Origin of the sequence: Streptomyces sp. cg35 (assembly GCF_050410835.1) — a bacterium.
GTDB lineage: Bacteria > Actinomycetota > Actinomycetes > Streptomycetales > Streptomycetaceae > Streptomyces.
On record NZ_CP191268.1, the window covers coordinates 6,912,038 to 6,927,685 of the forward strand.

Annotated in this window: 11 protein-coding genes and 3 rRNA genes; 10 read left to right on the top strand and 4 right to left on the bottom strand. The window is 65.7% G+C overall.

Annotated features, from left to right (window positions below):
• The first annotated feature begins 26 nt into the window (after nucleotides 1-26).
• The 3 genes from ACQUQD_RS31630 (at nucleotide 27) to ACQUQD_RS31640 (ending at nucleotide 2,391) form a co-directional block, all read left to right on the top strand.
• The gene (locus tag ACQUQD_RS31630) at nucleotides 27-824 is read left to right on the top strand and encodes an ABC transporter ATP-binding protein (RefSeq protein WP_428955577.1); all 798 of its coding nucleotides are present in this window, start codon (nucleotides 27-29) and stop codon (nucleotides 822-824) included.
• Between the two features lie 70 nt (nucleotides 825-894).
• Complete coding sequence (locus tag ACQUQD_RS31635) at nucleotides 895-1,326, top strand: NfeD family protein (protein ID WP_428955578.1); 432 nt, start codon at nucleotides 895-897, stop codon at nucleotides 1,324-1,326.
• A 126-nt stretch (nucleotides 1,327-1,452) separates the two neighbouring features.
• Nucleotides 1,453-2,391 (top strand): SPFH domain-containing protein, encoded by a 939-nt coding sequence (locus ACQUQD_RS31640; RefSeq protein ID WP_428955579.1) that lies wholly within the window; start codon nucleotides 1,453-1,455, stop codon nucleotides 2,389-2,391.
• Between the two features lie 75 nt (nucleotides 2,392-2,466).
• Here ACQUQD_RS31640 and ACQUQD_RS31645 read toward each other — a convergent pair whose 3' ends face one another.
• From ACQUQD_RS31645 to ACQUQD_RS31655, 3 genes are all read right to left on the bottom strand, one after another.
• Entirely contained in the window at nucleotides 2,467-2,979 is a 513-nt protein-coding gene (locus ACQUQD_RS31645) for an HNH endonuclease (RefSeq protein ID WP_428955580.1), read from the bottom strand.
• A 143-nt stretch (nucleotides 2,980-3,122) separates the two neighbouring features.
• Nucleotides 3,123-3,665: a YbhB/YbcL family Raf kinase inhibitor-like protein gene (locus ACQUQD_RS31650; protein WP_428955581.1), complete on the bottom strand. Its 543-nt coding sequence runs from the start codon at nucleotides 3,663-3,665 to the stop codon at nucleotides 3,123-3,125.
• Nucleotides 3,666-3,712: 47 nt separating this feature from the next.
• A complete protein-coding gene (locus tag ACQUQD_RS31655; RefSeq protein ID WP_428955582.1) occupies nucleotides 3,713-4,495 on the bottom strand; it encodes a sporulation protein in 783 nt (260 codons plus the stop codon).
• 133 nt (nucleotides 4,496-4,628) lie between these two features.
• Here ACQUQD_RS31655 and ACQUQD_RS31660 point away from each other — a divergent pair, with 133 nt between their 5' ends.
• The 6 genes from ACQUQD_RS31660 to ACQUQD_RS31685 all read left to right on the top strand — a co-directional run bounded on the left by ACQUQD_RS31660 (nucleotide 4,629) and on the right by ACQUQD_RS31685 (nucleotide 13,041).
• Complete coding sequence (locus ACQUQD_RS31660; RefSeq protein ID WP_428955583.1) at nucleotides 4,629-5,270, top strand: DNA-3-methyladenine glycosylase; 642 nt, start codon at nucleotides 4,629-4,631, stop codon at nucleotides 5,268-5,270.
• A gap of 547 nt (nucleotides 5,271-5,817) precedes the next feature.
• Nucleotides 5,818-7,343: ribosomal RNA gene (locus ACQUQD_RS31665) — 16S ribosomal RNA — on the top strand.
• 313 nt (nucleotides 7,344-7,656) lie between these two features.
• Nucleotides 7,657-10,779: ribosomal RNA gene (locus tag ACQUQD_RS31670) — 23S ribosomal RNA — on the top strand.
• A 136-nt stretch (nucleotides 10,780-10,915) separates the two neighbouring features.
• A 5S ribosomal RNA gene (gene rrf / locus ACQUQD_RS31675) occupies nucleotides 10,916-11,032 on the top strand.
• The 16S, 23S and 5S rRNA genes sit together here, the layout of an rRNA operon.
• A gap of 546 nt (nucleotides 11,033-11,578) precedes the next feature.
• The gene (locus ACQUQD_RS31680; RefSeq protein ID WP_428957792.1) at nucleotides 11,579-12,382 is read left to right on the top strand and encodes a hypothetical protein; all 804 of its coding nucleotides are present in this window, start codon (nucleotides 11,579-11,581) and stop codon (nucleotides 12,380-12,382) included.
• Nucleotides 12,274-13,041, top strand: a complete 768-nt coding sequence (locus ACQUQD_RS31685; protein ID WP_428957709.1) for a tetratricopeptide repeat protein — start codon at nucleotides 12,274-12,276, stop codon at nucleotides 13,039-13,041. The genes ACQUQD_RS31680 and ACQUQD_RS31685 overlap by 109 nt, the downstream gene beginning before the upstream one ends.
• Before the next feature lie 48 nt (nucleotides 13,042-13,089).
• Here ACQUQD_RS31685 and ACQUQD_RS31690 read toward each other — a convergent pair whose 3' ends face one another.
• Nucleotides 13,090-14,364: a DUF1015 family protein gene (locus ACQUQD_RS31690; protein WP_428955584.1), complete on the bottom strand. Its 1,275-nt coding sequence runs from the start codon at nucleotides 14,362-14,364 to the stop codon at nucleotides 13,090-13,092.
• A 71-nt stretch (nucleotides 14,365-14,435) separates the two neighbouring features.
• Between ACQUQD_RS31690 and ACQUQD_RS31695 the strand changes: the two genes are divergently transcribed.
• Nucleotides 14,436-15,488 (top strand): HAD hydrolase-like protein, encoded by a 1,053-nt coding sequence (locus ACQUQD_RS31695; RefSeq protein ID WP_428955585.1) that lies wholly within the window; start codon nucleotides 14,436-14,438, stop codon nucleotides 15,486-15,488.
• Nucleotides 15,489-15,648: the final 160 nt, after the last annotated feature.

Genomic DNA, 15,648 nt, shown 5'->3' on the forward strand with positions numbered 1-15,648 from the left:
AGACTGCAATGGGAGACAACGCGCTCATGAGCGATGTGCTGGAGCTGGAGGACGTATCCGTGGTCCGCGAGGGCCGGGCTCTGGTGGACCAGGTCTCCTGGTCGGTGAAGGAGGGGGAGCGCTGGGTCATCCTCGGACCCAACGGCGCGGGCAAGACCACCCTCCTGAACATCGCCTCGAGCTATCTCTTCCCGAGCAGCGGCACCGCCACGATCCTCGGCGAGACCCTCGGCAGGCCGGGCACGGACGTCTTCGAGCTGCGCCCGCGCATCGGCGTCGCCGGCAACGGCCTCGCCGAGAAGCTGCCCAAGCGCCAGACCGTCCTGCAGACCGTGCTCACCGCCGCGTACGGCATGACGGCCGGCTGGCAGGAGGAGTACGAGGACATCGACGAGCAGCGCGCCCGGGCCTTCCTCGACCGCCTCGGCATGAGCGAGTACCTGGACCGTAAGTTCGGCACGCTCTCCGAGGGCGAGCGCAAGCGCACCCTGATCGCCCGCGCCCTGATGACCGACCCCGAGCTGCTGCTCCTGGACGAGCCCGCCGCGGGCCTCGACCTCGGCGGCCGCGAGGACCTCGTCCGCCGCCTCGGCCGTCTCGCCCGCGACCCGATCGCCCCCTCGATGATCATGGTGACGCACCACGTCGAGGAGATCGCCCCGGGCTTCACGCACGTCCTGATGATCCGCCAGGGCAAGGTCCTCGCCGCGGGCCCCCTGGAGCTGGAGCTCACCTCCCGCAACCTCTCCCGCTGCTTCGGCCTCCCGCTGGTCGTCGAGCAGAAGAACGACCGCTGGACGGCCACGGGCCTCCCGCTGAGCTGACGCGTTCGTCCGGTCGTGCGGGCCGATCGTCCCCTGTCCGCACGACCGCCCGCGGATCTACCATGACCGTGTGGCAGACATCGACGCATGGGTGTGGTGGCTGATCGGGGCGGCCGCGCTCGGAATTCCTCTTGTCATCACCGCCATGCCCGAGTTGGGCATGCTGTCCGTGGGCGCCGTCGCCGGCGCCGTGACGGCCGGACTCGGTGGCGGAGTGATCCTTCAGGTCCTGGTCTTCGCCGTCGTCTCGTGCGCGCTGATCGCCGTCGTACGCCCCATCGCCGCACGGCAACGCGCGCAGAAACCGGCACTGGCCACGGGCATCGACGCCCTGAAGGGCAAACAGGCCGTCGTGGTCGAGCGCGTCGACGGCAGCGGCGGCCGGATCAAGCTCGGCGGCGAGATCTGGTCCGCCCGCACGCTCGACGGCGACGCGGAGTACGAACCGGGCCGCCAGGTCGACGTCGTCGACATCGAGGGAGCCACCGCGATCGTCATATGAGCCCGCAGGTGATCCGAACCCCCCACACCACATGGGCTGTTCTGACAGACTCGACGAGCAAGATCCCATGATCTTCCGGCGGGACGGCGCCGGAAGGACAACGGCACGAAGGGCACAGGAGACGCGATGTCAGCGATCATCATCGTCCTGATCATTCTGGTGGTGTTGGTCTTCATCGCCCTGATCAAGACCATCCAGGTCATCCCACAGGCCAGCGCCGCCATCGTGGAGCGCTTCGGCCGCTACACGCGCACGCTGAACGCGGGCCTGAACATCGTCGTCCCCTTCATCGACTCGATCCGCAACCGCATCGACCTGCGCGAGCAGGTCGTGCCGTTCCCGCCGCAGCCGGTGATCACCCAGGACAACCTGGTCGTCAACATCGACACCGTCATCTACTACCAGGTCACCGACGCCAGGGCGGCCACCTACGAAGTGGCCAGCTACATCCAGGCCATCGAGCAGCTCACGGTGACCACCCTGCGCAACATCATCGGTGGCATGGACCTCGAGCGGACCCTGACCTCCCGCGAGGAGATCAACGCGGCCCTGCGCGGAGTCCTCGACGAGGCCACCGGCAAGTGGGGCATCCGCGTCAACCGGGTCGAGCTCAAGGCGATCGAGCCGCCCACCTCCATCCAGGACTCGATGGAGAAGCAGATGCGCGCCGACCGTGACAAGCGCGCCGCGATCCTCACCGCCGAAGGCATCCGCCAGTCCCAGATCCTCACGGCCGAGGGCGAGAAGCAGTCCGCGATCCTACGGGCCGAGGGTGAGGCCAAGGCGGCAGCCCTCCGCGCGGAGGGCGAGGCCCAGGCGATCCGTACGGTCTTCGAGTCCATCCACGCAGGCGACCCGGACCAGAAGCTGCTCTCGTACCAGTACCTCCAGATGCTCCCGAAGATCGCCGAGGGCGACGCCAACAAGCTCTGGATCGTCCCCAGCGAGATCGGCGACGCGCTCAAGGGCCTCTCCGGTGCCATCGGGAACTTCGGCCCGATGGCGGGTGCCCCGACCCCGTCGGCGACGCCGAAGGAGCGCAGGGAGCAGCCTCCCATCGAGTGAGCCCGGCAGACAGCGGAGCGGGCCCGCCGACCTCGAGGTCGGCGGGCCCGCTCTGTCACATCCGTGTCGGTCGGCCTACGCCGCCGCCTTCTGCTGGCCCAGCCACACCGGCAGCGCCTCACGACCGTCCGCCCCCAGCGACAGCAGCATCGCGTCGGCGGGCGTCGGCTCGAACGGCTGCCTGAGCAGCGGCATCGCCGCCTGCTCCGGTGTCCGGTTCGCCTTGCGGTGATTGTCCTCGGCGCAGGACGCCACCGTGTTCAGCCAGGAGTCCGCGCCACCCTGCGACCGCGGCACCACGTGGTCCACGGTCGTCGCCCGCCGCCCGCAGTACGCGCACCGGTGCTGGTCCCTCACGAGCACACCCCGCCTCGACCACGGCGCACGTCTTCGGAACGGCACCCGGACGTACCTGCAGAGCCTGATCACCCGTGGCACCGGTATGTCGACCGCGACACCGCGCATGCGCAGATCGGGGTGGGCCTGCTCGACGACGGCCTTGTCCGTAAGCACCAGCACGACGGCTCGGTTCAGCGTCACCGTCGAGAGCGGCTCGAAGCTCGCGTTCAGCACCAATGTGTCCCGCACCCTGCCCACCTCCCGTACGCAGCGGATCACCCCTCGGCGTCCGTGCGTCAACTCTGGCCGTGCACGCCGAGATGGACAACGCAATAAAAATGCCCGCCCCTGATCACTTCCAAGACCAGAGGCGGGCAAACTTTCTGTGAACGCTAACTCTCCGCGGGAGCCGCGTACTCGGCGAGGACCTGCGCCCGCGCGAGCGTGTGGAACCGCAGGTTGAACCCGACGACGGCCGGCGACGCGTCGGAATCGGGGCCGAGCTTCTCCTGATCGACCGCGTACACGGTGAAGACATAACGGTGCGCGGGGTCCCCGGGCGGCGGCGCGGCGCCACCGAACTCCTTGGACCCGTAGTCGTTGCGCACCTGCACGGCACCCTCGGGGAGCCCCTCGAACGTGCCGCTGCCCGCACCCGTCGCCAGCTCGGTCACCGAGACCGGGATGTCGAACACGGACCAGTGCCAGAACCCACTGCCCGTCGGCGCGTCCGGGTCGAAGCACGACACGGCGAAGCTCTTGGTCCCCGCCGGGAAACCCTCCCACCGCAGATGCGGCGAAGTGTTCCCGGCCGCGAGGACCTGAGCGTCGTCGAGCACCCCACCCGGCTCGAAGTCCTCGCTCACGACGGTGAACGACGGCACCTGCGGATGAAAGTCATGCGGTAGCGGCGCCCTCTTGGGCTGCTCGGTCACGACGGCACCTCCTGGATCACGGGGCTACAGAGCCTGACCCTGAAACCCTAGAACCAGTTCTTGCGGCTGCCGACCTCCGACAGCCACTGGTGCAGATACGCCGACCAGTCGGTCCCCTGGAAGTCGTGGTGCCCGACGACGAACGAGCGGAACGTGTCGCTGCCCTCGCTGAAGAGCCCCGGCTTCTTGTCCATCTCCAGGACGACGTCCATCTCCCGGTCGTCGGCCACGAAGCTCAACTCGACCTGGTTGAGCCCCCGGTACTGCTGCGGCGGGAAGAACTCGATCTCCTGGTAGAACGGCAGCTTCTGCCGCGTACCCCGGATGTGCCCGCGCTCCATGTCCGCACTCTTGAAGCGGAACCCGAGCCCGATGAACGCGTCGAGGATCGCCTGCTGCGACGGCAGCGGGTGCACGTTGATGGGGTCCAGGTCCCCGGAGTCGACGGCCCGGGCGATTTCCAACTCGGTCGTGACGCCGATGTTCATGCCCCGCAGCTGCTGACCGTCGATCGTCGTGACCGGCGTCTCCCACGGGATCTCGAGCCCGAACGGCACCGCGTGCACCGCGTTCGCCTTCAGCTCGAAGGCACCACCGAGCCGCACCTTGGTGAACTCGATGTCCTGCTTGGTCTCCTGGTCGGCGCCCTCGACCTCGACCCGCGCCTGGAGCCCGACGGACAGGCCCTCGATCTCCTGGTCGACGGACCCGCCCTGGATCCGCACCTCACCCTGGACGACACCACCGGGCACGACATTGGCCTCGGTGAGCACCGTCTCGACGGACGCCCCGCCCGCACCAAGACTTGCCAACAGTCGCTTGAAGCCCATGACTCGATCTCCTCCGTCGGTGAACCGTGATCTCGCGATGACCGGACCCGCTGGTCCTGCTGACTACAAACGCGGGACAGCCGCGCCCGGTTCCGCGCCTGCCCCGCCGCCCGCTCCACTACCCTCGGACGGCATGATCGCGGCCCCTGACCGTACGCCCCTCACGCGGGAGTTCTTCGACCGACCCGTTCTGGAGGTCGCCCCCGGCCTTCTGGGGCGCACCGTGGTGCGCCGGACCGCCGACGGCCCGATCGAGCTCCGCCTCACGGAGGTCGAGGCGTACGACGGGGCGAACGACCCCGGCTCCCACGCCTATAGAGGACGCACGGCTCGCAACGGCGTGATGTTCGGTCCGCCAGGACACGTGTACGTCTACTTCACGTACGGCATGTGGCACTGCATGAACCTGGTGTGCGGTCCCTCGGGCACGGCAAGCGGAGTCCTCCTGCGGGCCGGCGAGATCATCGAAGGCGCCGAACTCGCCCGCAAGCGTCGACTCTCGGCCCGCACCGACAGGGAACTGGCCAAGGGCCCTGCGCGCCTGGCCACAGCCCTGGGAGTGGACCGGGCCCTCGACGGCACGGACGCCTGCGCCCCCGCGGACTCCCCACTGACGATCCTGTACGGCACCCCGGCCTCCGCCGACGAGGTGCTCAACGGCCCACGAACCGGAGTCTCCGGCGACGGCGCGGTCCACCCGTGGCGCTTCTGGATCGCCAACGACCCGACGGTGAGCCCCTATCGGGCCCACACCCCGCGCCGGCGCCGAACTTGACGCGGTGCTGCGGGATCCGTAATGTAGCCCGAGCCGTTGAACCGGGTCCGGCCTTCAGCCAACAACCGGAAGCGGCCAAACCACTATCTACAACCTCCCTGAGCGGGATCTTTTCGACGTGCCCGCATGTCGAAATTCGAACTCGCGGAACTCGATTATGAGTTGCCAAGGGAATCGGCTAACGTAGTGGACACGCCGAAAGGCAAAGGCCCTCCAACGGCCACCGGAAATGAATTCCGAACCGGAAACGGAACGGGAAAACGGATCTGGTAAGGTTGGAAACACGAAATATCGAAGGGAAGCGCCCGGAGGAAAGCCCGAGAGGGTGAGTACAAAGGAAGCGTCCGTTCCTTGAGAACTCAACAGCGTGCCAAAAATCAACGCCAGATATGTTGATACCCCGACTCACTTCGGTGAGTTGAGGTTCCTTTGAAAAAGTCCTGCCGGTCCTGGTGGCTGGTAGGCGCACAGCGAGGACGCTGTGAACAGGGAGATTATTCCTCTCCTTGTTCCGCTCTCGTGGTGTCACCCCGAGTACGGGGAAACATTCACGGAGAGTTTGATCCTGGCTCAGGACGAACGCTGGCGGCGTGCTTAACACATGCAAGTCGAACGATGAAGCCCTTCGGGGTGGATTAGTGGCGAACGGGTGAGTAACACGTGGGCAATCTGCCCTGCACTCTGGGACAAGCCCTGGAAACGGGGTCTAATACCGGATGACACTCCTTCAGGCATCTGAGGGGGTTGAAAGCTCCGGCGGTGCAGGATGAGCCCGCGGCCTATCAGCTTGTTGGTGAGGTAGTGGCTCACCAAGGCGACGACGGGTAGCCGGCCTGAGAGGGCGACCGGCCACACTGGGACTGAGACACGGCCCAGACTCCTACGGGAGGCAGCAGTGGGGAATATTGCACAATGGGCGAAAGCCTGATGCAGCGACGCCGCGTGAGGGATGACGGCCTTCGGGTTGTAAACCTCTTTCAGCAGGGAAGAAGCGAAAGTGACGGTACCTGCAGAAGAAGCGCCGGCTAACTACGTGCCAGCAGCCGCGGTAATACGTAGGGCGCAAGCGTTGTCCGGAATTATTGGGCGTAAAGAGCTCGTAGGCGGCTTGTCGCGTCGGTTGTGAAAGCCCGGGGCTTAACCCCGGGTCTGCAGTCGATACGGGCAGGCTAGAGTTCGGTAGGGGAGATCGGAATTCCTGGTGTAGCGGTGAAATGCGCAGATATCAGGAGGAACACCGGTGGCGAAGGCGGATCTCTGGGCCGATACTGACGCTGAGGAGCGAAAGCGTGGGGAGCGAACAGGATTAGATACCCTGGTAGTCCACGCCGTAAACGGTGGGCACTAGGTGTGGGCAACATTCCACGTTGTCCGTGCCGCAGCTAACGCATTAAGTGCCCCGCCTGGGGAGTACGGCCGCAAGGCTAAAACTCAAAGGAATTGACGGGGGCCCGCACAAGCAGCGGAGCATGTGGCTTAATTCGACGCAACGCGAAGAACCTTACCAAGGCTTGACATACACCGGAAAGCATTAGAGATAGTGCCCCCCTTGTGGTCGGTGTACAGGTGGTGCATGGCTGTCGTCAGCTCGTGTCGTGAGATGTTGGGTTAAGTCCCGCAACGAGCGCAACCCTTGTTCTGTGTTGCCAGCATGCCCTTCGGGGTGATGGGGACTCACAGGAGACCGCCGGGGTCAACTCGGAGGAAGGTGGGGACGACGTCAAGTCATCATGCCCCTTATGTCTTGGGCTGCACACGTGCTACAATGGCAGGTACAATGAGCTGCGATACCGCGAGGTGGAGCGAATCTCAAAAAGCCTGTCTCAGTTCGGATTGGGGTCTGCAACTCGACCCCATGAAGTTGGAGTTGCTAGTAATCGCAGATCAGCATTGCTGCGGTGAATACGTTCCCGGGCCTTGTACACACCGCCCGTCACGTCACGAAAGTCGGTAACACCCGAAGCCGGTGGCCCAACCCCTTGTGGGAGGGAGCTGTCGAAGGTGGGACTGGCGATTGGGACGAAGTCGTAACAAGGTAGCCGTACCGGAAGGTGCGGCTGGATCACCTCCTTTCTAAGGAGCATCTAGGCCGCCGGGCTTGCTCGGTGGTCCAGGGCCATTACGTCGGCAAACGTTCGACGGTGGTTGCTCATGGGTGGAACGTTGATTATTCGGCACCGTCAGTCAACTCGGGCTGCAAGTACTGCTCTTCGGAGCGTGGAACGCAGACCACGAGGGGCGAGGGTGTCGGGCACGCTGTTGGGTATCTGAGGGTACGGACTTGTTCCCGACCTCAATGCCGGCCCCAGTGCACTCGGACTACTGGTTCGGGGTGATGGGTGGTTGGTCGTTGTTTGAGAACTGCACAGTGGACGCGAGCATCTGTGGCCAAGTTTTTAAGGGCGCACGGTGGATGCCTTGGCACCAGGAACCGATGAAGGACGTGGGAGGCCACGATAGTCCCCGGGGAGTCGTCAACCAGGCTTTGATCCGGGGGTTTCCGAATGGGGAAACCCGGCAGTCGTCATGGGCTGTCACCCGCTGCTGAACACATAGGCAGTGTGGAGGGAACGCGGGGAAGTGAAACATCTCAGTACCCGCAGGAAGAGAAAACAACCGTGATTCCGGGAGTAGTGGCGAGCGAAACTGGATGAGGCCAAACCTACGGCGTGTGAGACCCGGCAGGGGTTGCGTCGTGGGGGTTGTGGGATCTCTTTTCCACGGTCTGCCGGCCGTGGGACGAGTCAGAAACCGTTGATGTAGGCGAAGGACATGCGAAAGGTCCGGCGTAGAGGGTAAGACCCCCGTAGTCGAAACGTCAGCGGCTCGTTTAAGAGACACCCAAGTAGCACGGGGCCCGAGAAATCCCGTGTGAATCTGGCGGGACCACCCGTTAAGCCTAAATATTCCCTGGTGACCGATAGCGGATAGTACCGTGAGGGAATGGTGAAAAGTACCGCGGGAGCGGAGTGAAATAGTACCTGAAACCGTGTGCCTACAAGCCGTGGGAGCGTCGGATGGAGCACTTGTGCTTCATCTCGTGACTGCGTGCCTTTTGAAGAATGAGCCTGCGAGTTTGCGGTGTGTTGCGAGGTTAACCCGTGTGGGGAAGCCGTAGCGAAAGCGAGTCCGAATAGGGCGATTCAGTAGCGCGCTCAAGACCCGAAGCGGAGTGATCTAGCCATGGGCAGGTTGAAGCGGAGGTAAGACTTCGTGGAGGACCGAACCCACCAGGGTTGAAAACCTGGGGGATGACCTGTGGTTAGGGGTGAAAGGCCAATCAAACTCCGTGATAGCTGGTTCTCCCCGAAATGCATTTAGGTGCAGCGTCGTGTGTTTCTTGCCGGAGGTAGAGCACTGGATAGGCGATGGGCCCTACCGGGTTACTGACCTTAGCCAAACTCCGAATGCCGGTAAGTGAGAGCGCGGCAGTGAGACTGTGGGGGATAAGCTCCATGGTCGAGAGGGAAACAGCCCAGAGCATCGACTAAGGCCCCTAAGCGTACGCTAAGTGGGAAAGGATGTGGAGTCGCAGAGACAACCAGGAGGTTGGCTTAGAAGCAGCCACCCTTGAAAGAGTGCGTAATAGCTCACTGGTCTAGTGATTCCGCGCCGACAATGTAGCGGGGCTCAAGCGTACCGCCGAAGTCGTGTCATTGCAGCAAGAGGGCCAACGCCTGCTGTGATGGGTAGGGGAGCGTCGTGTGCCGGGTGAAGCTGCAGCGGAAGCTAGTGGTGGACGGTTCACGAGTGAGAATGCAGGCATGAGTAGCGATACACACGTGAGAAACGTGTGCGCCGATTGACTAAGGGTTCCTGGGTCAAGCTGATCTGCCCAGGGTAAGTCGGGACCTAAGGCGAGGCCGACAGGCGTAGTCGATGGATAACCGGTTGATATTCCGGTACCCGCTGTGAAGCGTCAAACATCGAATCCAGTGATGCTAAGGCCGTGAAGCCGTTCCGGACCCTTCGGGGAATGGAAAGTGGTGGAGCCGCCGGCCCAAGTTGGTAGTAGGTGAGTGATGGGGTGACGCAGGAAGGTAGTCCAGCCCGGGCGGTGGTTGTCCCGGGGTAAGGGTGTAGGACGTGATCCAGGTAAATCCGGTTCACATGAGTCTGAGACCTGATGCCGAGCCGATTGTGGTGAAGTGGATGATCCTATGCTGTCGAGAAAAGCCTCTAGCGAGTTTCATGGCGGCCCGTACCCTAAACCGACTCAGGTGGTCAGGTAGAGAATACCGAGGCGTTCGGGTGAACTATGGTTAAGGAACTCGGCAAAATGCCCCCGTAACTTCGGGAGAAGGGGGGCCATTCCTGGTGATGAGTCTTGCACTCTGAGCTGGGGGTGGCCGCAGAGACCAGCGAGAAGCGACTGTTTACTAAAAACACAGGTCCGTGCGAAGCCGTAAGGCGATGTATACGGACTGACGCCTGCCCGGTGCTGGAACGTTAAGGGGACCGGTTAGTCAAGATTCGTCTTGGCGAAGCTGAGAACTTAAGCGCCAGTAAACGGCGGTGGTAACTATAACCATCCTAAGGTAGCGAAATTCCTTGTCGGGTAAGTTCCGACCTGCACGAATGGCGTAACGACTTCTCGACTGTCTCAACCATAGGCCCGGTGAAATTGCACTACGAGTAAAGATGCTCGTTTCGCGCAGCAGGACGGAAAGACCCCGGGACCTTTACTACAGTTTGATATTGGTGTTCGGTTCGGCTTGTGTAGGATAGGTGGGAGACTGTGAACTCTGGACGCCAGTTCAGGGGGAGTCGTCGTTGAAATACCACTCTGGTCGTGCTGGATGTCTAACCTGGGTCCGTGATCCGGATCAGGGACAGTGTCTGATGGGTAGTTTAACTGGGGCGGTTGCCTCCCAAAGGGTAACGGAGGCGCCCAAAGGTTCCCTCAGCCTGGTTGGTAATCAGGTGTTGAGTGTAAGTGCACAAGGGAGCTTGACTGTGAGACCGACGGGTCGAGCAGGGACGAAAGTCGGGACTAGTGATCCGGCGGTGGCTTGTGGAAGCGCCGTCGCTCAACGGATAAAAGGTACCCCGGGGATAACAGGCTGATCTTCCCCAAGAGTCCATATCGACGGGATGGTTTGGCACCTCGATGTCGGCTCGTCGCATCCTGGGGCTGGAGTCGGTCCCAAGGGTTGGGCTGTTCGCCCATTAAAGCGGTACGCGAGCTGGGTTTAGAACGTCGTGAGACAGTTCGGTCCCTATCCGCTGTGCGCGTAGGAGTCTTGAGAAGGGCTGTCCCTAGTACGAGAGGACCGGGACGGACGAACCTCTGGTGTGCCAGTTGTCCTGCCAAGGGCATGGCTGGTTGGCTACGTTCGGAAAGGATAACCGCTGAAAGCATCTAAGCGGGAAGCCTGCTTCAAGATGAGGACTCCCACCCCCTTTGAGGGGTTAAGGCTCCCAGTAGACGACTGGGTTGATAGGCCAGATCTGGAAGCACCGTAAGGTGTGGAGGTGACTGGTACTAATAGGCCGAGGGCTTGTCCTCAGTTGCTCGCGTCCACTGTGTTGTTCCCAGACAACGAACAGTTTGTGCTGGCTGAACAGTTTCACTAATCAATTGAAGAGTGTGCTAGTTCGCCGCCCTGTTCTTACGTCCCTTCATGAGGGATGTCTGAAAGGGTTTCGGTGGTCATAGCGTGAGGGAAACGCCCGGTTACATTCCGAACCCGGAAGCTAAGCCTTACAGCGCCGATGGTACTGCAGGGGGGACCCTGTGGGAGAGTAGGACGCCGCCGAACTATTATTGAGAGGACCTTTGGTCCCGGCACACATGCTGGGACCAAAGGTCCTTTTTGTATTTTCAGAGCTCTTCTCGGAGCGCGCCGGCACCCCGGCTGCGCGAGAATGACTGCGGTACCGAAGACAGGAGTCACCGATGTCCCCCAACTCTCCCGACGAGCGACCGGAGCGCGAGCAGCGCCGCCGGGACAGTGGTGACCGGGGCGGCTACCGCAGCGGTGGCGCTCCGCGGGGTGACCGCGATCGGGATCGTGGGCCGCGTCGTGATGGTGACCGTCCCCCGTTCCGTCGTGACGACCGCCGTGATGACAACCGTGGCGGCGGCTTCCGTCGGGACGACCGTCGGGACGACAACCGCGGTGGCGGCTTCCGTGGCCGGGACGACCGCCGTGACGACAACCGCGGCGGCGGTTTCCGCGGGCGCGATGACCGCCGTGACGACAACCGCGGCGGTGGCTTCCGCCGGGACGATCGTCCGTACGGTGGCGGCGACCGCGATCGGGATCGTGGGCCGCGTCGCGATGGTGACCGTCCCCCGTTCCGTCGTGACGACCGGCGCGATGACAACCGCGGTGGCGGCTTCCGTGGCCGTGACGACCGGCGTGACGACAACCGTGGTGGCGGCGGTTTCCGCGGGCGCGATGACCGTCGGGACGACAACCGCGGTGGCGGCTTCCGTCGTGACGACCGGCGCGATGACCGTCCGTACGGTGGCGGCGACCGTGACCGGGATCGTGGGCCGCGTCGTGATGGTGACCGTCCCCCGTTCCGTCGTGACGACCGCCGTGATGACAACCGCGGTGGCGGCTTCCGGCGTGACGACAACCGTGGTGGCGGCGGTTTCCGTGGCCGCGACGACCGGCGCGATGACCGTCCGTACGGTGGCGGCGACCGTGACCGGGATCGTGGGCCGCGTCGTGATGGTGACCGTCCCCCGTTCCGTCGTGACGACCGGCGCGATGACAACCGTGGCGGTGGCTTCCGTGGCCGTGACGACCGCCGTGATGACAACCGCGGTGGCGGCTTCCGGCGTGACGACAACCGTGGTGGCGGCGGTTTCCGTGGCCGCGACGACCGGCGCGATGACAACCGTGGCGGCGGCTTCCGTGGGCGCGACGACCGGGGCGGGCGACCGGGTGGCGGATACCGCGGGCGGGACGATCGGCGTGATGACCGGCGGGACGACCGCCGTGGTGGCGGCCGGTTCCGGGACGAGCGGGATCGCGAGCCGATCAAGCGGCTGCCGATCCCCGAGGACGTCTCCGGCTTCGAGCTCGACAAGGACGTGCAGCAGGAGCTCCAGTCCCTGCCGAAGGGGCTTGCGGAGGACGTCGCCAAGAACCTGGTGATGGTGGCCCGGCTGATCGATGAGGACCCCGAGGGTGCCTACGGGTACTCGAAGGTCGCGCTGCGGCTCGCGTCCCGCGTCGCCGCCGTGCGGGAGGCCGCCGGATTCGCCGCGTACGCGAACCAGAAGTACAGCGAGGCCCTGGCCGAGTTCCGGGCCGCGCGGCGCATGACCGGCAACGTCGAGCTGTGGCCCGTGATGGCCGACTGCGAGCGCGGGCTCGAGCGGCCCGAGAAGGCCCTCGACATGGCCGGGGCGCCCGAGGTGCAGAAGCTCGACAAGGCCGGACAGGTCGAGATGCGGCTCGTCGCCGCCGGCGCCCGGCGCGACATGGGGCAGCTGGACGCCGCCATCGTGACGCTGCAGAGCCCCGAGCTGGCCTCCAGCTCCGTACAGCCGTGGACCGCGCGCCTGCGGTACGCGTACGCCGACGCGCTGCTGGCCGCCGGGCGCGAGGACGAGGCCCGCGAGTGGTTCGCCAAGGCCGTGGAGTCCGACAAGGACGGCAGCACCGACGCGTCGGACCGGCTGGCCGAGCTGGACGGCGTCGAGTTCGTCGATGCCTTCGACGACGATGACGACGCCGCCGACGAGGTCGCGGCGCCGGCCGTCGACGCAGCCGATGACGACGAAGAAGGCGAAGAGGCGGGCGAGAAGTAGGCCGGACCTCGCGTGAGGTGACGGGCGGGTTCCTTCGGGACCCGCCCGTCAGTCGTTCGTCAGCGTCCGCAGGACCAGGCCCGTGGCGGGCTTCGGGCCGAACGACGTCGACTTGCGGGGCATCGTCACACCCTGCTGGGCCAGCTCACGCACCACTTCCTCGCGGACCGGGTGCATGAGGACCGCCGTGCCGCCGTCACGCCGTGCCTTCTCGACCGTCGCCTCCGTGTCATGGATGTACGCGATGTCGGCGGGCGAGTCCTCGGGGATGCCCCAGACATGGCCGAGGAGCGTGGAGTGCAGGACCGTCGCGTCCAGGGTGCGCCAGGCCTCCGGGCGGCCCGTCGGGATCGTACGGTCCAGCAGGGCCGGGTCCGGACGGTCGACCAGGTGGTACGTGTCGGCGGCGCCGGTCAGGAGGAAGGCGTTGCCGTCGTTCGCGGCGTCCGCGAGGGACTCCAGTGCCCGCGTCACAGGACCCGCGACTTCCCGTACACGGAAGAAGGGGGCGGCGGCCGCCAGCGCCTGGTCGATCGGGAGACGGTTGAGGAGGCGGTGGATGGCGCGGACGCGCAACGGGTAGCGGGCCGTGTCGACGAGGAGGACCAGGCCGTGGTCCCACGGGGTGGGCGACGGATGCTCGGCGCGCAGCCGCAGATAGGTCGCCCAGCGGTGATGGCCGTCGGCGATCAGCGCCTGGTGGTGGGCCAGGTCGTCGTGGACCTTGCGCACCTCCGCCGGATCCGTGAGGGACCACAGACGGTGGCTGTAGCCGTCCTCCGTGGTCGTCGACAGGAGCGGAGCACGGCGGACCGTCTCCTCGATGACGGCGTTGGCGCCCGTCGCGTCGCCGTTGCCGCGGTAGGTGAGCAGGAGCGGTTCGAAGTTCGCCGCCGTGGTGCGCATCAGGCCGGCGCGGTCCTCGACCACGTGCGGCATGACGTCCTCGTGGGGCAGCACCACGCCTGCGGAGGCCTCCGAGAGGCGCAGGGCGCCGATGAGGCCGCGCTGCAGCAGGTCGCCGCTGCGCTGTTCGTACACGTAGAGAGCCGGTTCGGGGTCGTGGGCGAGGATGCCCTCGGTGAGCCAGCGGTGCAGCGTGTCGGCCGCCTGGTCGTTGCGCGACTGCGGGGACGTGGCCTGCGGGAGGATCAGCCGGACGATGTTGTGCGGATCCGCGCTCTCCAGGTGCAGCAGGCCGTCCGGGCGGACGACGACGTCGTACGGGGGCGACGTGACGGCGGCGAGGCTGCCGATGCGCCCGGGGACGTAGCGCACCCCGTGGAAGGGGCGCAGATCCAAGCCGTCACCTGCAGGGTTCATCCGTGCATCGTACGAGTGTCGGTGGCGTGGGGGATGATCGGGGGAGTGCGATCGAGGAAGGGCGATACGGAATGAGCCAGAGTGCGAGTGGTGCGGTCGGCGACGGGCCGCGGGTGCGGCCCGACGGCAGTGCGCGGGCGTTGAGCGAGGCGTACGACACCGCGCTGCTGGACCTGGACGGCGTCGTCTACGCGGGTGGGCGGGCCATCGCGCACGCCGTCGAGTCGCTGGCCGTCGCGCGGGACGGGGGGATGGGGCTGGCGTACGTCACCAACAACGCGCTGCGGACCCCGGACGCCGTCGCCGGGCATCTGACCGAGCTCGGGATCCCGACCGAGGCGGGCGACGTCATCACGTCGGCGCAGGCCGTCGCTCGGCTCATCAGCGACCAAGTGCCCGAAGGGGCGCGAGTGTTGGTGATCGGCGGGGAAGGGCTGCGGGTCGCGCTGCGGGAGCGGGGGCTGGTGCCCGTCGATTCCGCGGACGACGATCCCGTCGCGGTCGCTCAGGGGTACGGCGGGCCCGACATGGCATGGGGGCGGTTCGCCGAGGCCTGTTACGCGATCGCCCGGGGTGTGCCGTGGTTCGCCTCCAACACTGACCTGACCATTCCGAGTGCCCGGGGCATCGCTCCCGGGAACGGGGCGGCGGTGGAGGTCGTGCGCATCGCGACGGGGGCGGAGCCGCAGATCGCGGGGAAGCCGTTGCCGCCCATGCACCGGGAGACCATTCTGCGCACCGGGGCGAAGACGCCGCTGGTCGTGGGGGACCGGCTGGACACCGACATCGAGGGCGCGTTCAACGGGGGAGTGGACTCGCTGCTCGTGCTGACCGGCGTCACGGACGGGGCGCAGCTGCTCGCCGCGCCGCCGCAGCACCGGCCCACGTATGTGGACCGGGATCTGCGCGGGGTGCTGACCGGGCAGCCGGAGGTGACCGAGGAGCGGGACGGGTTCCGGTGCGGCGGGTGGACCGCCGTGGCCGGTGACGAGCGCCTGGAACTGGAGGGGGACGGGGACGCGCTCGACGGGCTGCGCGCGCTGTGCGCTGCCGCGTGGACGGCGGCCGGCGACGGGACGTGTGCGCTGGACGCGGCGAAGGCGCTGGCGCGGCTGGAGCTGTAGCGACGGCGCGGCGGGGGCCCGCGCCGGTGTCCCCGGGAACTTGACGCGATTGCGGTCGATCCCGGGGGCCGCCACCAAGTGGCGGTGGATCGACTTGACCGTGCCGGAGGTTTGCCGTCGCCATACGCGGTGAGCAGTGCACCGGGACCGATCGCTCCGC